The organism is Mesorhizobium sp. B2-4-15 (genome assembly GCF_006658505.1).
Taxonomy (GTDB): domain Bacteria; phylum Pseudomonadota; class Alphaproteobacteria; order Rhizobiales; family Rhizobiaceae; genus Mesorhizobium.
The window spans coordinates 37716-55837 of the sequence record NZ_VFUZ01000024.1 but is presented as its reverse complement, the minus strand read 5'-3'; the positions used below and the strand labels follow the sequence as shown (position 1 = coordinate 55837).

At 64.0% G+C, this 18122-nt stretch carries 12 protein-coding genes; 8 read left to right on the top strand and 4 right to left on the bottom strand.

Annotated features, from left to right (window positions below; all coding sequences use genetic code 11):
* Positions 1-180: 180 nt before the first annotated feature.
* Positions 181-1131, bottom strand: a complete 951-nt coding sequence (locus FJ930_RS23890; RefSeq protein ID WP_246677003.1) for a DUF5996 family protein — start codon at positions 1129-1131, stop codon at positions 181-183.
* A 259-nt stretch (positions 1132-1390) separates the two neighbouring features.
* The gene (locus FJ930_RS23885) at positions 1391-2281 is read right to left on the bottom strand and encodes a LysR family transcriptional regulator (RefSeq protein WP_141840362.1); all 891 of its coding nucleotides are present in this window, start codon (positions 2279-2281) and stop codon (positions 1391-1393) included.
* 112 nt (positions 2282-2393) lie between these two features.
* On the opposite strand from FJ930_RS23885, the gene FJ930_RS23880 reads away from it, so the two are divergent.
* Together FJ930_RS23880 and FJ930_RS23875 are read left to right on the top strand one after the other, a co-directional pair.
* Positions 2394-3140, top strand: coding sequence for a glucose 1-dehydrogenase (locus tag FJ930_RS23880; RefSeq protein ID WP_141840361.1), 747 nt, complete (start codon positions 2394-2396; stop codon positions 3138-3140).
* A 114-nt stretch (positions 3141-3254) separates the two neighbouring features.
* On the top strand, positions 3255-4664 hold the full coding sequence (locus FJ930_RS23875; protein WP_141840360.1) for a mercuric reductase: 1410 nt from the start codon (positions 3255-3257) through the stop codon (positions 4662-4664).
* A 448-nt stretch (positions 4665-5112) separates the two neighbouring features.
* Here the strand turns inward: FJ930_RS23875 and FJ930_RS23865 are convergent, their stop codons facing one another.
* Both FJ930_RS23865 and FJ930_RS23860 read right to left on the bottom strand, forming a co-directional pair.
* Entirely contained in the window at positions 5113-6441 is a 1329-nt protein-coding gene (locus FJ930_RS23865) for an aspartate aminotransferase family protein (protein ID WP_140747156.1), read from the bottom strand.
* A gap of 97 nt (positions 6442-6538) precedes the next feature.
* Positions 6539-7516 (bottom strand): LysR family transcriptional regulator, encoded by a 978-nt coding sequence (locus tag FJ930_RS23860; RefSeq protein ID WP_181763458.1) that lies wholly within the window; start codon positions 7514-7516, stop codon positions 6539-6541.
* A gap of 121 nt (positions 7517-7637) precedes the next feature.
* Here FJ930_RS23860 and FJ930_RS23855 point away from each other — a divergent pair, with 121 nt between their 5' ends.
* From FJ930_RS23855 to FJ930_RS23830, 6 genes are all read left to right on the top strand, one after another.
* Positions 7638-10094 carry an FAD-dependent oxidoreductase gene (locus FJ930_RS23855; RefSeq protein ID WP_141840357.1) on the top strand — a complete coding sequence of 819 codons (2457 nt, stop codon included), beginning with the start codon at positions 7638-7640 and terminating at the stop codon, positions 10092-10094.
* Positions 10091-12556 (top strand): FAD-dependent oxidoreductase, encoded by a 2466-nt coding sequence (locus FJ930_RS23850; RefSeq protein ID WP_141840356.1) that lies wholly within the window; start codon positions 10091-10093, stop codon positions 12554-12556. The genes FJ930_RS23855 and FJ930_RS23850 overlap by 4 nt, the downstream gene beginning before the upstream one ends.
* 14 nt (positions 12557-12570) lie before the next feature.
* The gene (locus FJ930_RS23845) at positions 12571-14133 is read left to right on the top strand and encodes a trimethylamine methyltransferase family protein (protein ID WP_141840355.1); all 1563 of its coding nucleotides are present in this window, start codon (positions 12571-12573) and stop codon (positions 14131-14133) included.
* A 243-nt stretch (positions 14134-14376) separates the two neighbouring features.
* Positions 14377-15342 carry a glycine betaine ABC transporter substrate-binding protein gene (locus FJ930_RS23840; protein WP_181763457.1) on the top strand — a complete coding sequence of 322 codons (966 nt, stop codon included), beginning with the start codon at positions 14377-14379 and terminating at the stop codon, positions 15340-15342.
* A 97-nt stretch (positions 15343-15439) separates the two neighbouring features.
* Positions 15440-16474 carry a betaine/proline/choline family ABC transporter ATP-binding protein gene (locus FJ930_RS23835; RefSeq protein ID WP_140747305.1) on the top strand — a complete coding sequence of 345 codons (1035 nt, stop codon included), beginning with the start codon at positions 15440-15442 and terminating at the stop codon, positions 16472-16474.
* Positions 16471-18000 (top strand): ABC transporter permease subunit, encoded by a 1530-nt coding sequence (locus FJ930_RS23830; protein ID WP_210245377.1) that lies wholly within the window; start codon positions 16471-16473, stop codon positions 17998-18000. Before FJ930_RS23835 ends, FJ930_RS23830 begins: the two co-directional genes overlap by 4 nt.
* Positions 18001-18122 lie beyond the last annotated feature (122 nt).

Genomic DNA, 18122 nt, shown 5'->3' with positions numbered 1-18122 from the left:
CGTTGCTTGGCGGCCTAGCCGGCGATTTGCGATTTCATCTGGCATGGTTGTCTCCCGGTCTGGAGAACGAACAACGCCTGTCGAACAAAAAAGTTTACGTCGTTCACGCCATTCCTTTGTCGGTCGCCCCTGGCGGCGGTGCCTGGACGCGTGATTGCGCAAGGCATGGCCGCCACCAATCTACAGCGGGCGCGGCCGACAGGGCACGCCGACGGAGCATTCTAGTGCGTCGCGATCCCATTTGCCGAGGTCGGCCGCCACCTCGTAGGTGCTCTGCAGAAACGACATGAGCGTGGCTTCCGGATCCCGCGCCCGGCGCACGGCATCGTAGGGCAGGAGGAATTCACCGAACTCCTTGGAGAAGAACGCCTGTGGTGGCTGGACAGCAGCCGATGCATAGCCTTCCGGCGCCGGATAGGCATAGGAATAGAAGGTTAGGTAGTCGATCGGGCCGCCACCCGGCCAAAACCCGGCACTGCACACCTCGTGCGAATATGCTTCGCGGGCCACCGTGTCCGGCAGGCCGGGCACGCCGCCGGGATGCAGCGGTGCCCGCCTGCCGGAAAAGCGCGTGACCGCGAGGTCGAAACCGCCCCAGAAGAAATGCACGGGACTGACCTTGCCCAGGTATCCCGTGCGAAATCGCGAAAAGACCGCGTGCGTCGAAAGCAGGATGCGCCAGAAGCGGTTGGCATAGTCGCGGTCGTAAGCGGCATGAACACGGTCCTGATCGAACGGGACGCCGTCGGCGATCTCGGACGGTTGGGTGAAGATCGGCGTCGTGAGCCCGAGTTCGTCCAGCGCGAGCGTTACTTCGCCATAGAACTCCGCCACGGTTTTGGGCGCGAGCATGATTTGCCGGATGTGACCGTCGCTCGTCCTCAGCCACAGCAGATGGTCTATGAAATCGAAATCGATCTGAAATGCTCGCCCACCCATGGGGATCGGCGAGGTCGTCAAGCCGCGAGCGGTCACGTAAAGCGGCACATGCCAGGAATGGTTCAGCCAGGGCTCGCGCATCAAGCGGATCTTGCCGACGATCTGGGTCCACAAGTGGAGGGTCTCGTACGTGTCCTTCCAGGCCGCGTAAGGCAGGTCCGGCCAGCGTTCCAGATCATCGGCAGACGACAAGGTTCTCTCCCTTCGTTGAGGCTCCGGACGGGTGCATGCGGTTTTCCCTCACCGGAAGATAGTCCATCTGTCCGCCGCGTCCGCAAGCTACGATGGAGGTACTATATGAGGACCGCCCGACGATTGGCCAGCCCGGCACAAGGCGATCGCCACCCAGCACCATGGTGCCGCATTGGCCTCGTTGGTCGGGGAGCAATGCACGTGTTCGCATCTCTCTGGCGTGACTGGCACTGCAATGTCGCCTCAGCGAGCGGTTCGATTACCGGTCGGTCACCAGCACCTGTTCGAGGTAATCGCTGAATGCACGCGCTTTCTGCGAAGGGCGCCGCCCTGCCGGGAAGACCACATATGCGGTTGTGGGCTCGAGCCGATAATCGGCCAGGACTTCCACCAATCTCGCGGAGGCGAGTTCTTCGGCGCACATCCATGCCGAGGCGATCGCGATGCCCAGACCAGCGCTCGCGGAGGCAACCGCGCCTGTCGCCGAACGGGTCCGCACCCGCGGATCGACCGGGTGGACCTCGATCACCCCATCACGATGGGCCGTCCAATTCTGCTCGCCGCCGTCGCCCGGGCCGCCGACGAGATGATGTTGAGCAAGGTCGGCAAGGGTCCTCGGCGTGCCACGGCGCGCAAGGTAGTCGGGCGAAGCGACGAAGAGGCGACGGGCGGTGGCAAGCTTGCGCGCCACGAAGCTGGAATCCGGCTGACTGCCGAGACGAAGCGCCATGTCGGCGCCCTCGGCAACGAGGTTCTCGTAGCGGTCGGACATCATGAGATCGATCTTGAGCTGGGGGTGCCGATCGAGGAAACCAGGCAAGAGCGGCACGATCTGCCTGGCGCCGAAGGTCGCCGGCAGCGCCACACGCAGAACGCCGGACAGCCGGTCCGCGCCGCGCGCGGCGTTTTCCGCTTCCTCTACGCCGGCAAGCGCCTCGCGCGCCCTGGAAAGCAGCGCTTCGCCTGCATCCGTGAGGGAGAGCTGGCGCGTGGTCCGCGTCAGCAGCTTGACGCCGAGCCGCTCCTCGAGCGCTGCCACCGTGCGCGAGACGGAAGGCTGCGACAACGCGAACTCGCGGGCCACCTTGGAAAAGCTTCCGGTCTCGACCGTGCGGACGAAGATCGCAAGTTGCTGAAGCCGATCATTCATACTAGATACGTATATATCATATGATGTCAGCGGCGCTACCCGCTGCATGATGCATGATTTATCTCCTGACCAACACGCCGATTGGCGGCGGTTCACAGGAAGGAGAAAGATCATGGATGAGTTGAAAGGCAAGGTAGCGATCGTGACCGGCGCCTCGAAAGGGATTGGCGCGGCAATCGCGCGGCAATTCGCAAAGGCGGGCGCCGCGGTGGTGGTCAACTACGGCTCGAGCAAGGAAGACGCGGACAAGGTGGTTGGCGACATCCTGCGCGACGACGGCAAGGCCGTTGCGATCCAGGCCGATGTCAGCAAGGGCGCCGACGTGAAGCGGCTCTTCGCCGAGGCGAAGGCCACCTTCGGCACACCTAGCATCCTCGTCAACAATGCCGGCGTCTACCGTTTCGGGCCGCTGGAGGAGGTGACGGAAGCGGAATTTCATCGCCAATTCGATACCAACGTGCTGAGCACGATCCTGACGACGCAGGAAGCGGCAAGGGTTTTTGACGGCCATGGTGGCAGTGTCATCAATCTCAGCACGATTTCGAGTGCCAACCCGGTGCCGAATTCGGTCGTCTATTCGGCCTCCAAAAGCGCGGTGGACACGATCACCAAGGCGCTCGCCAACGAACTCGCCGCCCGTAAGATCCGCGTCAACGCGATCGCCCCGGGCATGACGGAAACCGAAGGCCTGGCGGTTGCGGGCATCGAAGGCGAGACGGCCAGGACCATCGGCGCGACATTGCCGATGGGACGGCTCGGACAGCCCGACGACATCGCCCGCGTGGCCGTTTTCCTGGCCTCCGACCAGTCGGCCTGGCTGACGGGCGAACGCATCACCGCCTCCGGCGGGCAGCGCTGACGGCTTGCCTGGCTAGTCCGGCATCAAGCGTAAAGAGCGACGGCAGGCGAACGGACTCGTCCGCTTGCCGTCGGATGTGCCATTATCCTTTCCGGAATGCAGCGGAGAAAGCTCATGCCCCAACCAGAACATTATGACTTCCTGATCCTAGGCAGCGGCCAGGGCGGCAAGGCGCTTGCCTGGCATCTGGGCCGATCCGGCCATCGCGTCGCGGTCGTCGAGCGCCGCTGGGTTGGCGGCTCCTGTCCCGCCGTCGCCTGCCTGCCCAGCAAGAACGAAGTGTGGAGCGCCCGCGTCGCGCACCTCTCCCGCAACGCCGCCCAGTTCGGCACCGTCACCGGGCCGGTCTCGACCGACATGGTGAAGGTCCGCCGACGCAAGCAGGAGATGGTCGAGCGCGAGATCGCCTTCCATCTCAATGCGTATAAGACCAGCGGCGCCGAGCTGATCATGGGCAGCGGGCGCTTCGTTGGTCCGAAGACCATTGAAGTTGCGCTGAACGAAGGCGGCACGCGCCTGCTCACTGGCGATAAGGTCGTCATCAATGTCGGCACGCATGCGGCGATCCCCAGCATTCCCGGCCTTCAGGAAGCCCAGCCGCTCACCCATATCGGCGCCCTCGAGCTCGACACGTTGCCGCCGCATCTCATCGTGCTCGGCGGCGGTTATGTCGGGCTGGAAATGGCGCAGGCCTATCGACGCTTCGGCAGCCGGGTGACGGTGATCGAAGCCGGACCTCAGCTTGTCGGTCGGGAGGACCGCGACATCGCCGAAGAGATGCAGCGGCTTCTCGAGATCGAAGGCATCGATTTTCTCGTTGGCGCCGAACCTCTTGTGGTGCGCGGCCGCTCCGGCGAAGAGGTCAACGTGACGGTGCGCACCGCTTCGGGCGAGCGGACAATAGAGGGCAGCCATCTGCTCGTTGCCGCCGGCCGCGTCCCGAACACCGCCGGCATAGGCCTGGACGAGGCCGGCGTCGCGCTGGACGCCCGTGGCTTTATTAGTGTCAACGAACGGCTGGAGACGGCCGCACTCGACGTCTGGGCGCTCGGCGAATGCGCTGGCAGCCCGCAATTCACCCATGTATCGGTCGACGACTTCCGCATCATCAGGGACAATCTTGCCGGCGGGCATCGCAGCACGCGCGACCGGCTGGTGCCCTACACGATGTTTACCGATCCGCCGCTCGCCCGCGTCGGCCTGAGCGAGGGCGAGGCGCAGCGCCAGGGCATCATCGTGCGGGTCGCCAGGCTGCCGATGAGTGCGGTGCTGCGCACCGAGGCGACGGACGAAACCGAGGGTTTCATGAAGGTGGTCGTGGCCGGCGACGACGACCGCATCCTCGGCTTCACGATGATCGGCTCCGAGGCCGGCGAGGTCCTGGCTGCGGTGCAGACGGCGATGCTGGCGAATTTGCCCTATCCGAAGCTGCGCGACGCCGTCATCACGCACCTGACGATCGCCGAGGGACTTGGTCCCTTGCTGTCGAATGTGCCGCCCCGGTCCGAGCGACATGTCGAATGAGGCGCCGCGCCATAGTCGGGATCCGCCTTCGTGCAATTCTCGATGTGGCGCTGCCTCACCTCGGCCCTGGCATTGCCCATCCGAAGTCCACCACGTCAATGCTGGCCCGCCCCGGCTGGAGCCGAGGCGGGCCTTTACGCCCTGTGGAGATCGTTTCCGGGGGCGCTACCTGTTGGCGCCGCCGAATATCCTGATCTTGTCGCAGAATGGAGCGTAGGCTTGCCCGTCGCCGCGTCGTTGCATTTCTCCATCAGGAAGTCCTGATTGCTCTTGGACATGCCTCGGCGCTCCTCGTCAGCGGCCCGCACGGTGTTCCGCAAAGATTAGGCCGATGGCAGGCCCTTTGCCTCGATGTCTCGCACAGCGCGGATGTCTCGCACAGCGCGTAGGCTGGAACACGGAGGGAGCGTGATCCTCATTCTGCCGGGCGATGGCGAACGGTTGACCATCAAGCTGTGATGCTCTGGAAGCTCCTGACAAATCGCTCCATCACATCGTCGACGTCCGCCATCGACAGGCAAAGCGGCGGGCACATCCTGATGACGCTTCTATAAGGTCCGGATCGGCTCGCAACGAGGCCGTTGCGCCGGCTTTCTTCGAAGATCGCGAGTGTGGCCTCGGGTGCGGGTTCCTTCGTCGTCTGATCCTTCACCAACTCGATGGCAAGCATGAGACCTTCCCCCCTGATGTCGCCGATCAGGCGAGAATGGTTCTTGAGCTCCTGCAGCCTCGTCTTCAGTGCGGCGCCGACCGTTCGCGCATTCTCTTGCAAGCGCTCTTCGCGGATCACCTTGAGAACCGCGCGTCCGGCCGCGCAGGCTACCGGATTGGCGCCGTAAGTATGGAAAAGAAACTTGTCCGCCATGGATTCGGCGACGTCTCGTTTGGCGATGACGGCGCCAAGCGGGATGCCATTGCCGACGCCTTTGGCGACAACGACGATATCGGGAACGACACCGTGCGTTTCGAAGGCCCAGAAGGCATCGCCGGTGCGTGCGACGCCCGATTGCACCTCGTCGATGATGCAAAGGCCACCAGCCGCGCGCACACGCTCGAACGCGCCGGAAATGTAGCCGTGGGGCATCGGCACGATGCCGCCATAGCCTTGTACCGGCTCGATGATCATGCCAGCCAACCTGCCGCTGGTTGAAGTGGCTATGGCCCGCTCGACCTCGTTCAAATAGGGCTCGACGCCCTCGCCGTGGATACCACGATACTGGTTGGGCTCGGCCACGAAGGTCACCCCGCCGAGCTGTGGGACGGGATGGCGAAATCCCGATATTCCCGTCAGCGATTGGGCTCCGAAGGTGGCGCCATGATAGCTCGAGGCAAGTGCGAGCATATCGATGTTGCCGGTGTGGCTGCGGGCCATCAGCAAGGCAAGGTCGATCGCCTCGGCGCCGCTGTTGGTGAAATGCACCACCCAGTCATGGCCCCCTGGCATCGTCGCCACCAGTTCCTCCGCATATTGCGCGGGAACCGGGTGATAGAACATCGTCGTGCAATGTGTGAGTTCGGCGAGCTGCTCGGTGGTGGCCTTCACCACCTGCGGGTGCGCGTGGCCGACGGAAATGCAAAGATTCATGCCGAGCAGGTCGATGTATTTGCGGTCCTTGTCATCCCAGACATACTGGCCCTTGCCGCGCTTGATGATCAGCGGGTCCTTGTAGGGCACGAACTTGCGCTGCGAGGCCGCATAGAAGCGGTTTCGCCGGTCGACGATCGCCTCGCTCGACCAGTCGATCTCCAGATTAGAATGAGCGTGAGGAGCATTCATGCCCGTCTCCTGTGTTGGGAACCTGGCAGGGATTGAACACTGAATGAGGAATGTGTGAACCGCCAAAGATATCCATCAGTTTAAATGATGGAGCCGATTAGTCCTGCGATGAGGGGCGGTCGACCACATAACAATCGGGAGGAAGGCCAGGCAGGCGCGTACGGATCGCATTGGTCAGCACCTCGGCGGTGCGCGTGGCGAAGGCTTCCGGCAGGTTGCCCAGTTCGCGTTCCCGCGCCACCAGCAGGATGTTGCGCGACAGCCCGGTGAACGGCAAAGCGTGCACATCGATCTCCATGCCTTCCGCCAGCCCGTCGATGAGCAGGGTCGGTGTCAGGATCGCAAAGCCCATCCCGGCCGCGACAGGCGCCATGACCACGCTCGAACGGTCGCCTTCCATGGTGCGCGGGATTTCGATGCGCAGCCGGCTCAGATGCTGGTCGACCCGCAGGCCTACCGGCGTTTCCCTGGAAAACCGCACGAAGGCCAGCTTCTTGGAGAGCTTGAAGATGTCGCCGACATCGCCCGCGAAGCCCTTCGGCGTTACCAGCAGGAACTTCTCCGTCATGATCGGATAACGCGTCAGCCCCTCGATCTCGAAAAGCTCGCCGGAGGTGACGGCGAGGTCCGCGCGCCGGGCCCGCAACAACGCGACATGATCGGTCGCCAGGCCGGCGAAGAGACTGAGTTCAGGAATGCCGAAGGTGTTCCTGGCCAGCACGGAAAGCGCCGGCGCCAGTGTCGTCGCGATCGAGGCCAGAAGCGCGACGCGCAGCAGCGGCAGCGGCGCGGCATTGACCCGCCGCGCGTCGGTGCGTAGCCCCTCCACCTCGGCCAGGATGGCAATGGCGCGGCGATGCAATGCGATGCCTGCCTTGGTCAGTTCGATCGGGCGCAGATTGCGGTCGATCAGGCTGACGCCAAGCGCGGTCTCGAGGTTCTTCAGGTGCTGCGAAGCGGCGGACTGCGTCATGCCCAGCATTTGGGCCGCCTGGGTGACGTGCCTTGTCTCCACGACGGCCGCAAAGACCTCGATGGATCGAAACAGGTTGAAATCGAAACCGCCGCTCTTCATCCGCCAACTCCAGTCCGCGATGTCTTCATAAGTTTTCCTAATGTTGCAAAAATTCGATTGAGTGCAAGAGGCTTGCCGGGAAAAGATCGCGCCGTTCGATCCCAACAAAGGTATTTGCCCGGTGAATGACAGCGCACGCATCGTGATCATTGGCGGCGGCGTCATTGGCCTCGGCATAGCCTATCATCTCGCCGAACTCGGGGTGACCGACGTCGTTCTGCTGGAGCGTCACCAACTGACCAGCGGCACATCCTGGCATGCTGCCGGCATCGTCGGTCCGCTGCGCGCCAGCCTCAATCTCACAAGGCTTGCGCAATATGCGACCGAATTGTTTCCACGCTTGGAGGAGCGGACCGGCCAGGCCTCCGGGTATCGGCGCACAGGCGGCCTGTGGCTGGCGCGCAGGCCGGAGCGAATGGATGAGCTGAAGCGTATCGCGCATATGGGCGATGTCTGTGGCCTGACGGTCGAGATGATCGACGGCGCTGGCGTTGCGGGGCGCGTGCGCGGCATCGTCCCGGATGGCATCGAGGGCGCGCTGTGGGTCGAGGAGGATGGTCAGGCCAATCCGGTCGACATCTGCGCGGCCTATGCCAAGGGCGCACGCGCCGCCGGCATTCGCATCCTGGAAGGGGCCGTCTGCACTGGCTTCGTGACGAAGAACGGCAGGGTCGCCGGCGTCAAGCTGGCGTCCGGCGCCACAATCGACTGCGCAACGGTGGTGAACTGCGCCGGCGCCTGGGCGCGCGATATCGGCGCTCTGGCCGGCGTTCCGGTGCCGCTGCAGGCGGTCGAGCATATGTATGTGGTGACGGAGCCGATTGCGGGCCTGCAGGATCCGTTTCCCATCGTGCGTGACCTCGACGAGGGCATCTACATCAAGGGCGATTCCGGCAAGCTGGTTCTGGGTGGGTTCGAACCGAATGCCAAGATATTCGACGTTCGCGGACCGGCTGGCGATAGGCCATTCCTCGAACTGCCGGAGGATTGGGATCAGTTCGAACCGTTCATGTCGGCCGGACTTAAACTTCTGCCGGCGCTCTCGCAAGCCGGCATCAGGCACTTCATGAACGGCCCCGAGAGTTTCACGCCCGACACGCGGCCGCTCATGGGGGAGTCGCCTTACCTGCGCGGCTTCCATGTCGCCGCCGGTTTCAATTCCACGGGCATGATGTCTTCGGCCGGCGCCGGCAAGGCGATGGCCGAATGGATCGTCGACGGCGAGCCAGGCCTTGATCTGTGGGCGCTCGACATTGCCCGCTTCGACCGGTCCGCCGCGTCTAGATCCTTTGTCGGCGCCCGGATGGAGGAAGCGGTCGCCGATCTGTTCCGTATGCACTGGCCCTACAAGCAGCCGAGCGCGGGCCGCGACGTCAGGCGTTCTGTCTTTCACCAGACTTTCGCGGCTGCCGGCGCTGTTTTCGGTGCGCCGACAGGGTGGGAGCGGCCGCTCTGGTTCGGCCGGGATGAGGCCGCACGAGCAGTCCGCTATTCGGTCGGCGCGCAGCCATGGTGGGGTGCTGCGAAAGCGGAAGCCGGCCGCATGGCCGAGGGCGTCGGCCTGTTCGAGCTCTCCCCTTTCACCAAGCTCGACATAGTTGGCCGCGACGCAGGGACGTTGTTGCAGAGGCTTTGCGCCAACGACGTCGATGTCGCCGAAGGCCGTGCCGTCTATACGCAGATGCTCAATGCGCGGGGCGGGATCGAGGCCGACGTGACCGTGACCCGCGACGGCGCCCACGCATTCCGCGTGATCTCCGGTGCGGCGACCAGACAGAAGGACATTGCCTGGATCAGGCGCCATGCTGAGGATCTTGGCCTCGACGTCTCGGTCTTCGACGCGACGTCTTCGGAAGCCGTGCTCGGCGTCATGGGGCCGCGCTCCCGCGACCTGCTTCAAAGCCTGACCGACGCCGATCTTTCCGATGCCGCTTTCCCGTTCTCGACCTCGCGCTGCATCGACATCGGCATGGTCAGTGTCCGGGCCACCCGCGTCAGCTTCGTCGGCGAACTCGGCTTCGAGCTCTACGTGCCGGTCGAATGCGCGCAAAGCCTGCTCGCCACGATCGCCGCGGCGGGCAGCGCCTACGGCCTCGTCTTCTGCGGCCATTATGCGCTGGATGGCTGCCGCCTTGAAAAGGGCTATCGCCATTGGGGGCACGATATCGGCCCGAAGGACACGCCGCTGGAGGCTGGCCTGTCCTTCGCGGTCTCCTGGAAGAAGAACGATTTCATCGGCCGTGAGCCGCTGCTGGCGCAGAAGGCCGGGGGCGTCAGCCGCCGGCTCTTGCATTTCGCGGTCGACGGCGCCAATCCGCTTCTGCTTCACGATGAGCCGATCTATCGGAACGGCAAACTTGCCGGCCTGACCACGTCGGGCGGTCTTGGTTCACGCACCGGCTTGAGCCTTTGCCTTGGCTACGTTGCCTGCGAGCCGGGTGAGACGAAAGCACAGGTGCTGGCCTCCGACTACGAGATCGCGGTGGCCGGCACGCGCCATATGCTGAGGGCGCTCGACAAGCCGCCCTATGACCCAACTGGAGCGCGGATGCGCGGCTGCGAGGAGACAATTTCATGAGGCAGCATGCCCGTGTCGTTATTATCGGCGGTGGAGCCATGGGCGTTTCCCTGCTCTACCACTTGGCCAAGCGCGGCTGGGGCGACGTCGTCCTCGTCGAGAAGCATGAGTTGACCGCCGGTTCCACCTGGCATGCCGCCGGCCTTTGCACGCATTTCGCCCATAATGCGACGATCATGGAGATGCGCGCGCATTCGGTGCGGCTCTATCGGGAAATCCTGACCGCCGAGACCGGGCTGCCAACAGGTTTCCATGCCAGCGGCGCACTGCGCATCACCCGCTCGCGGGACCGCATGGACGAATTCCGCCATGTTCAGGGGCTCGGCCGGTTCGTGGGCCATGATTTTCACATCCTGAGCCCGGAAGAACTCAAGCAGATCTATCCGCTCTGCCTGACCGACGGCATTATCGGGGCGATCTACGAGCCCAATGACGGCCATGTCGATCCGACGCTGGCGACCAACGCGATGGCGGCCGGCGCGCGCTCGCGCGGCGCCGAGATCGTCCGCCACAATCCCGTCCTGGCGATCGAACGGAAGGCATCCGGCGAGTGGCTCGTCCGCACGACGCAGGGCGACATCACCGCCGAGCATGTGGTGAACGCCGCCGGCACCTGGTGCCGTGAGATCGGCACCATGATGGGGCTCGACCTGCCGGTCGTGCCGATGCTGCACCAGTATGTCGTGACCGACAGGGTGCCTGAAATCGCCGATCGCATTGCCGCCGGCGCCAAGGAATTGCCGATCATCCGCGATCCCGAAGAAAGCTGGTATCTGCGCCAGGAACGCGACGGCTATATCGTCGGCCCCTATGAAAAGTCGGCCCAGCCCTGGGCAATCGACGGGGTGCCGGCCGAATTCGGCATGGAGTTGCTGCCGCCTGACCTGGACCGCGTCGAGCATATCATCGCGCTGGCGATGGAGCGCGTCCCCGCACTTGCCAATGCCGGCATCAAGACGGTGGTCAACGGGCCCATCACCTTCACCCCGGACGCCAATCCTCTGATCGGTCCCGCATTCGGCCTTGATAACGCCTGGCTGCTGACCGGTTCCAGCATGGGGGTGATGGAAGGCGGCGGCGCCGGACGTTTCCTCGCCGACTGGATCGTCGACGGGGCGCCGCCGAGCGACGCGCTCGCCATCGATCCACGCAGGTTCGGCAACTATGCCGATCGGGATTATCGCATCGACAGGGCGGTCGAAGGGTTCGGTCTGCAGTTCGGCATCCACTATCCCTATGAAGAGCGTGAAGCCGGGCGCCCGCGCCGCACCACACCGGCGCTCGACCTCCAGAAAAACCAGGGCGCCGTGCTGGGCGCCGCCTATGGCTGGGAGCGGCCGAACTGGTTCGCCATCGGCGGGATCGATCGCGATCCGCCGCTGACCTTTCGCCGGCCCGGCTGGTTCGAAGCGGCGCGCGGCGAATGTCTCGCCGTGCGCGATGGCGTCGGCGCCATCGATCTGTCCGCCTTTTCCAAGTTCGAAGTTGGCGGCCCCGGGGCGAGCGCCTTCATGGATTCGCTTGGCGCCAATCGCCCGCCAACGCGGCAGGGTCGCATCGGCCTCGTCCATGTGCTGACGGCAAAGGGCGGCGTCGCGTCGGAATTCACGGTGACCCGCCTCGGCGATGACTGGTTCTACCTGACCAGCGCCGCTGTGGCGGAGCGGCATGACGAGGACCTGCTGCGCACTCGTGCCGCGGCCTTTGCGAATGTGACAATCGACAATGTCACTGAAAGGCGCGGCGTGCTCGCCGTCATGGGCCCTCGTGCCCGCGATCTGCTGCAGACGGTGAGCGAGGCCGATCTGTCCAACGCGGGATTTCCCTGGCTTTCCGCCCAGATCATCCGTGTCGCCGGCATCAAGGCGGCGGCGCTCCGGGTGTCCTATGCCGGCGAACTGGGATGGGAGCTTCATGTCCAGCTGGCGCAATTCGGCAAGCTCTACGATTCGATCACCAGGGCCGGCCGACGTTTCGACCTGCGCCCGTTCGGCATCCACGCCCTCAACGCCATGCGGCTGGAGAAGGGTTATCGTGCCTGGGGCGCCGACCTGACGACGGAGCGGACGCCGCTTGAAGCCGGGTTGGACGCCCTGGTCAAAACCGAGGGACGGGATTTCGTCGGCCGCGAGGCCATGCTCGCACGCGTCGGCGATGGCGCCTGGAGAATGGTGCTTCTCGAAATCGATGATGACGCCGAAAGGCTGCCTTTCTACGCCCATGCCGTGATGCAGGCGGAGCGGCCGGTCGGGATCGTCACCTCCGGCGCCCATGGCTTCCGCACCGGCAAGACCATTGCGCTTGCCTATCTGCGCCCCGGTGTCCCGACCGGAGGGTTGAGCGTCTCTATCCTCGGAAAGGAACTCGCGGCGCGGGAACTTCGCGAAGCCCCCTATGATCCCGGCAATATGCGGCTGCGCGGCGTCCATGCCGCGGAACCGGCTGCCTTCACGCTTGCCTGATGTCGGAGAAAAAGATGAACACGGACGCGACGATCACCACCGAAGCTCACGCACCCCGAACCGGGGGCAGGGCTGGAAGGCAGGGCCAGCGCATGGCGCAGCAGGCGCCGCGCCGTCCCTATATCAGCCGCAGGATCGGCACCTTCAACATCCTCGACGAGGAAGGGCTGAGCCTGATCGAGGCCAATGCCGACCGGCTGCTCAAGGAGATCGGCATGGAGTTCCATGACGACCCCGAAATCCTCGACATCTTCCGGGAGGCGGGCGCCGACGTGCAGGGCACGAGGGTGCGCTTCGAGCCGGGCATGTGCCGCAAGATCATCCGTGCCACGGCGCCTTCCCAATTCAGGCAGCATGCCCGCAACCCCGCCAACACGGTGATGATCGGCGGCGACAACACCGTGCTGTGCCCGTCCTGGGGACCGCCCTTCGTCCACGACCTCGACCGTGGCCGTCGCTATGCCACGATCGGCGATTTCCGCGACCTGGTGAAAATCCATCAGATGATCCCGCACCTGCATCATTCGGGCGGCGTGGTGTGCGAGCCTGTCGACCTGCCGGCCAACAAGCGACATCTCGACATGCTGTACACGCACATCCGCCATTCCGACCGGCCATTCATGGGTGCCTTCATCGGTTCGAAGCGCGCACAGGACGCTGTCGACATGGCCAAGATCGTCTTCGGCGAAGAGTTCGTCACCAACAACGCCGTGCTCTACAACGTGTCCAACACCAATGCGCCGCTTGTGCTCGACGCCAACATGTCCGGCTCGCTGAAGGTCTATGCCCGCAACAACCAGCCGGTTGCCTGCACGCCCTGGACTCTGGCCGGCGCGATGAGCCCGTGCACGGTTGCCGGCACGCTGGCGCAGGTGCTGGCGGAAGCGCTCGCTAGTCTCAGCCTTGTGCAACTGATCAACCCGGGAGCGCCTTGCCTGATGGGAAGCTTTGCCAGCACCATCTCCATGCAGAGCGGTGCGCCGACCTTCGGCACGCCGGAAGCAGGCAAGATGGTGCTGGCGTGCGGGCAACTGGCGCGCCGTGTCGGCGTGCCGTTCCACACTGTCGGCTCCTTGTCGGCATCCAAGCTTCCCGACGCCCAAGCCGAACAGGAGGCGACATGGGGGATCCTGATGTCGATGTTTGCCGGCGCCAATGTGATCAACCACGCCACCGGCTGGCTGGAAGGCGGACTGGTCACCGGCTTCGAAAAGACGGTCATCGACGCCGATCTTTGCGGCAAGGTCGCCAGCCTGTTCGAGGGCATTGATCTATCGGCCAACGCACAGGCGATGGAGGCGATCGAAGCGGTCGGACCGGGATCGCATTTCCTCGGCAGCGCACACACGCAGTCCAACTTCCTGTCGGCTTTCTACCGGTCCACCAGCAGCGACAACAATTCCTTCGAACAGTGGAACGAGGATGGGCGCCTCGACGCCGCCCAGCGCGCCAACCGGCAGTGGAAACGGCTGCTCGATGAGTATCAGGACCCGGGCCTCGATCCGGCCATCGACGAGGCGCTGCAGGCTTTCATTGCCGCGCGCAAGGCCAGCGAGCCGGATCAGGCGTATTTCTAGAGCATGATCCCCAAAAAGTGGGAACCGGTTTTCGGGAAAGATCATGCTCCAACAAAGAGACAGATCAGGATGGCGAAACGTCATCCTGATCTGGTGCCATCCAGTCAGGAGCATGCGGCTGCGAGGTGATGACCTTATGCGGCTCATCGTTTTTCCTAATGCGAGGAAATTTGGGATGGATTGGCTGCGCGTTCCGCTAACCTGATGGATAGACTGAACGAAATCAGCGCAATGGGGAACATCATGAAACGCTACCTACTCGAAACGGCATTCGGCGCTCTGTTGCTGATGCCTGTGTCCTCGGCGCTCGCCGCGGACGTGACGATGCCCGATCCGAACTACGCCACCGCGACAGCGGTCATGAACGTCATCAAGGACGCCGCCCAACAGGAATTGGGGCTGGAGGTTTCGACGGTGACCACCACCGCCGTCCCGGTGATCTGGGAGGCGATGAGCCGTAACAAGGGCGAGGTGGACATCTGGCCGGATGTCTGGCTGCCGAACCAGCAGGGCCTCGTGGACAAGTATGTGAAGGGCGCCGGCACCGTGAAGCTCGCGCAAAACGGCTATGAGGCCAAGCAGGGCTACTGCGTCACCCAGGTCACCGTCGACAAATATGGCATCAAGGATGTCTCGGATCTCGCCAATCCGGACAATGCCAAGCTTTTCGACACCAATGGTGATGGCAAGGGCGAAATCTGGATCGGCGCGTCAGGCTGGCAATCCACCAACATCGAGAAGGTTCGTGCCCGCGACTATGGCTTTGCCGATTTCTTCGACCTGCAGGTGACCGACGAGGCGGTGGCGGCAGCTTCGCTCGACCGCGCCGCCAAGGCCGACAAGCCATGGGTCGGCTACTGCTACAGCCCGCACCAGAATTTCGCCCGCTATAAGCTCGCCTTCCTGACCGAGCCGAAAAACGATCCGGCGAAATTTGTCGTCGTGCAGCCCAACGACGACCCGCAATGGTTCGAAAAGTCGAAAGTCTCATCCGCCTATGCTGACACCACCGTGCACGTTGCCTATGCTGCCTCGCTTGCGCAACGCCAGCCGGACCTGACCGCGGCGCTGGAGCGCATCACCTTCAACCCGGACGACATCAGCAAATGGGCGTATGCAATCATAGTCGACAAGAAACCGGCGGACGATGTGGCCAAGGAATGGATCAAGGCCCATCCTCAGGACGTGGCGAAGTGGTTCGGCCACTGACGGTCGGCCGGCGTACGGTTTACAGCCTGCATCACCTGTTCGCCGCCGAGCGGGATCGATAGACGTGGACGCCGCCGCCGGTCCCGCCGCCATTGTCATGAACGATGTCTGGAAAGTCTTCGGCGCCCGGGCGCCGGAGGCGATGACGGCTATCCTGCGCGAGCACCTCGACAAGGACGAGGTGGTCAAGCGGTTCGGCTGCGTGGTCGGCGTGGCCGACGTCAGCATTTCGGTCGCTCCGGGGGAGATATTCTGCGTCATGGGGCTTTCGGGCAGCGGGAAATCGACGCTGATCCGCCATATCAACCGTCTTCTCGAACCGTCGGCCGGCAAGATTTTCGTCGACGGCGAGGACATCATGGCCAAGACGCCGTCCGAACTCAGGGCGCTGCGGTCCCGCAAGATCGGCATGGTGTTTCAAAGCTTCGGCCTGCTTCCACACCGGACGGTTCGCGACAATGTCGCCCTGCCGCTGGAAATCCAGGCGGCAAGCAAGCAGCGTCGCTTCGATGTCGCCGAGGCAGCGCTCGCCAAGGTCAACCTGTCCGGCTGGGGCGATCGCTATTGCCACGAGCTTTCGGGCGGCATGCAGCAGCGCGTCGGACTGGCCCGGGCGCTGGCCGCGGATTCGGCAATCCTCTTGATGGACGAGCCGTTCAGCGCGCTTGACCCGCTGATAAGGCGGCAGCTTCAAGACGAATTCCTCGCGCTGTCACGATCGATAGGCAAGACGGTCGTCTTCATCACGCATGATCTCGACGAGGCGATCCGCATCGGCGACCGCATCGCGATCATGAAGGATGGCGTCATCATCCAGATCGACACGCCCGAGGAGATCGTCACCGCGCCGAAGCACGAATATGTGGCAAAGTTCGTCGCCGATATTTCGCGCCTGACGGTCATCACCGCGCGGCGCATCATGGAACCCGTCGAGAGCTTCAGGGCACGGGATCGCTCAATGCTGGATATCGATCGGTTGCGCAAGGTCGCCTCGCAGCAGCCGCTGGCCGAGCTTGTCGAACTCGCCGCCCAGGATGCCGCTCCACTGGCGGTAACCGATGGTGGCGGGATTGTCGGCATCGTCGACAGGCAAGCTCTCCTCGAGGGTTTGAGAAAGGGCGCACGACCGTGAACGCTCATGATCCGGTAGCCAAGCCGATGGTCGGGCACGACCGGTCGTCGGAAGAAGGTCTTGTCCGGGAATTCGTGGTCCAGAATTCGGCCTATTACGTCGAGATGTTCGCCCGCATCAGGGACGCGCGAAATGCCGTCTGGCCGTTCAACATCGCGGCGGCGCTGCTGGGTCCGGTGTGGGCGGCCGCCCGTGGCACAATGGTGCTGTTCTGGATCGCCTTCTTCCTCGAGATGCTGGCGGTGGTTCAGATCGGTGTTGGCGCTGCCGGAAATCTGGGCGGTGCGGAGATGGCGCGGGCCGAACGGCTCACCAAGCAGGCCGAAGCGCGCGCCGAGCAGGCAAAGGCCGCGACGGCGGCGGGAGCCGACAATGCCGAAGGCCTGAAATCGTCTGCCGCGGCCTTGGAGAAGGCCGCGAGCGCCGCCAGGCAGCAGGTCGAAACGGCGAGGGCGAAAGTGCCGCTGCTGATCGGAGCGGGTCTCCTCACGCTGTTTGTTGCCAAGCTCATCACCGGATTTCTCGCCAACAGGATGCTTGAGCGGCGGTTCGCGCGATGGCGTTCGCAGCCCACGCTGCGGCACGGGCTCGATTATCCGCTCGCCACGGGAGCGCTCGTCTTCTGTCTCCTCGCCTACGGGCTTTCCGTCTATCGCTTCGCCATCGCGGCACCGGCCGCCTGGCTCACCGTCGCGCCGTCCAATCGTGACTGGCAGGTCGCCCTGTCCTCCGGACTGGATGGCTTGATGGCGGCGATATCGCATAGCGGAGAAGGCGTGTTCGGCGTGGTCACCGGGGCGATATCTCTGGTTCTCGACGGCCTGGCCTATGCGCTGACGGGAATGCCCTGGCCGGTGACGATGGCGATCATCCTCGTCCTTGCCTGGCAATTGGCGGGGCCGCGCGTCGCCATCTTCACCGCCGCCGCACTGGCCTATCTCGCCGTCCTCGGCTTCTGGGAAAAAAGCCTGGAGACAGTGGCCTTGCTGGGCACCGCAGCGGTCCTCTGCCTGGCCATCGGCATTCCGCTCGGCATCTGGTGTGGGCGCAGGCCGCGTGTCTACACGGCATTGCGGCCGGTGCTGGACTTCATGCAGACCATGCCCGCTTTCGTCTATCTCATCCCCGTGATCGCTTTGTTCGGCATCGGCAAACCCCCCGGCGTGATCGCCACCTTGATTTTCGGCACGCCGCCCGTGGTGCGTTTGACGGCGCTTGGCCTGCAAGGTGTGCCGTCGGCCGTCCGCGAAGCCGCGCAGGCCTATGGCGCCACAAGGTGGTTTCTGCTGACGCGGGTGGATCTGCCGCTTGCGATGCCCTCGATCATGGCCGGCATCAACCAGACCATATTGATGTGCCTGTCCATGGTCGTCATCGCCTCGCTGATCGGTGCCAAGGGACTTGGCGAGGACGTCTTGAACGCCCTTCAATATGCGGCGGTGGGGCAGGGGCTGCTGGCGGGTTTCGCGATTTTGCTCTGCGCCATGATCATCGATCGGATCGTGCAGGGAAGGCCCGGCCGGTAGCCTCCGGGCCCCTCGCGTTGCGGCCACTTCAGGACATGCAAGATCGCAACACCGGCGGCGCTAAAAAATGCCCGTGCCGCCGGTCATGGTCCAATCCACCAGCCTTGCCGTGATCCCGGTCA

Coding starts and splice junctions, on each gene's coding strand:
- FJ930_RS23845 (WP_141840355.1), top strand. CDS start 12,571: ATGAACACGGACGCGACGATCACCACCGAAGCTCACGCACCCCGAACC.
- FJ930_RS23860 (WP_181763458.1), bottom strand. CDS start 7,516: ATGAAGAGCGGCGGTTTCGATTTCAACCTGTTTCGATCCATCGAGGTC.
- FJ930_RS23835 (WP_140747305.1), top strand. CDS start 15,440: ATGAACGATGTCTGGAAAGTCTTCGGCGCCCGGGCGCCGGAGGCGATG.
- FJ930_RS23850 (WP_141840356.1), top strand. CDS start 10,091: ATGAGGCAGCATGCCCGTGTCGTTATTATCGGCGGTGGAGCCATGGGC.
- FJ930_RS23875 (WP_141840360.1), top strand. CDS start 3,255: ATGCCCCAACCAGAACATTATGACTTCCTGATCCTAGGCAGCGGCCAG.
- FJ930_RS23885 (WP_141840362.1), bottom strand. CDS start 2,281: ATGAATGATCGGCTTCAGCAACTTGCGATCTTCGTCCGCACGGTCGAG.
- FJ930_RS23840 (WP_181763457.1), top strand. CDS start 14,377: ATGAAACGCTACCTACTCGAAACGGCATTCGGCGCTCTGTTGCTGATG.
- FJ930_RS23880 (WP_141840361.1), top strand. CDS start 2,394: ATGGATGAGTTGAAAGGCAAGGTAGCGATCGTGACCGGCGCCTCGAAA.
- FJ930_RS23865 (WP_140747156.1), bottom strand. CDS start 6,441: ATGAATGCTCCTCACGCTCATTCTAATCTGGAGATCGACTGGTCGAGC.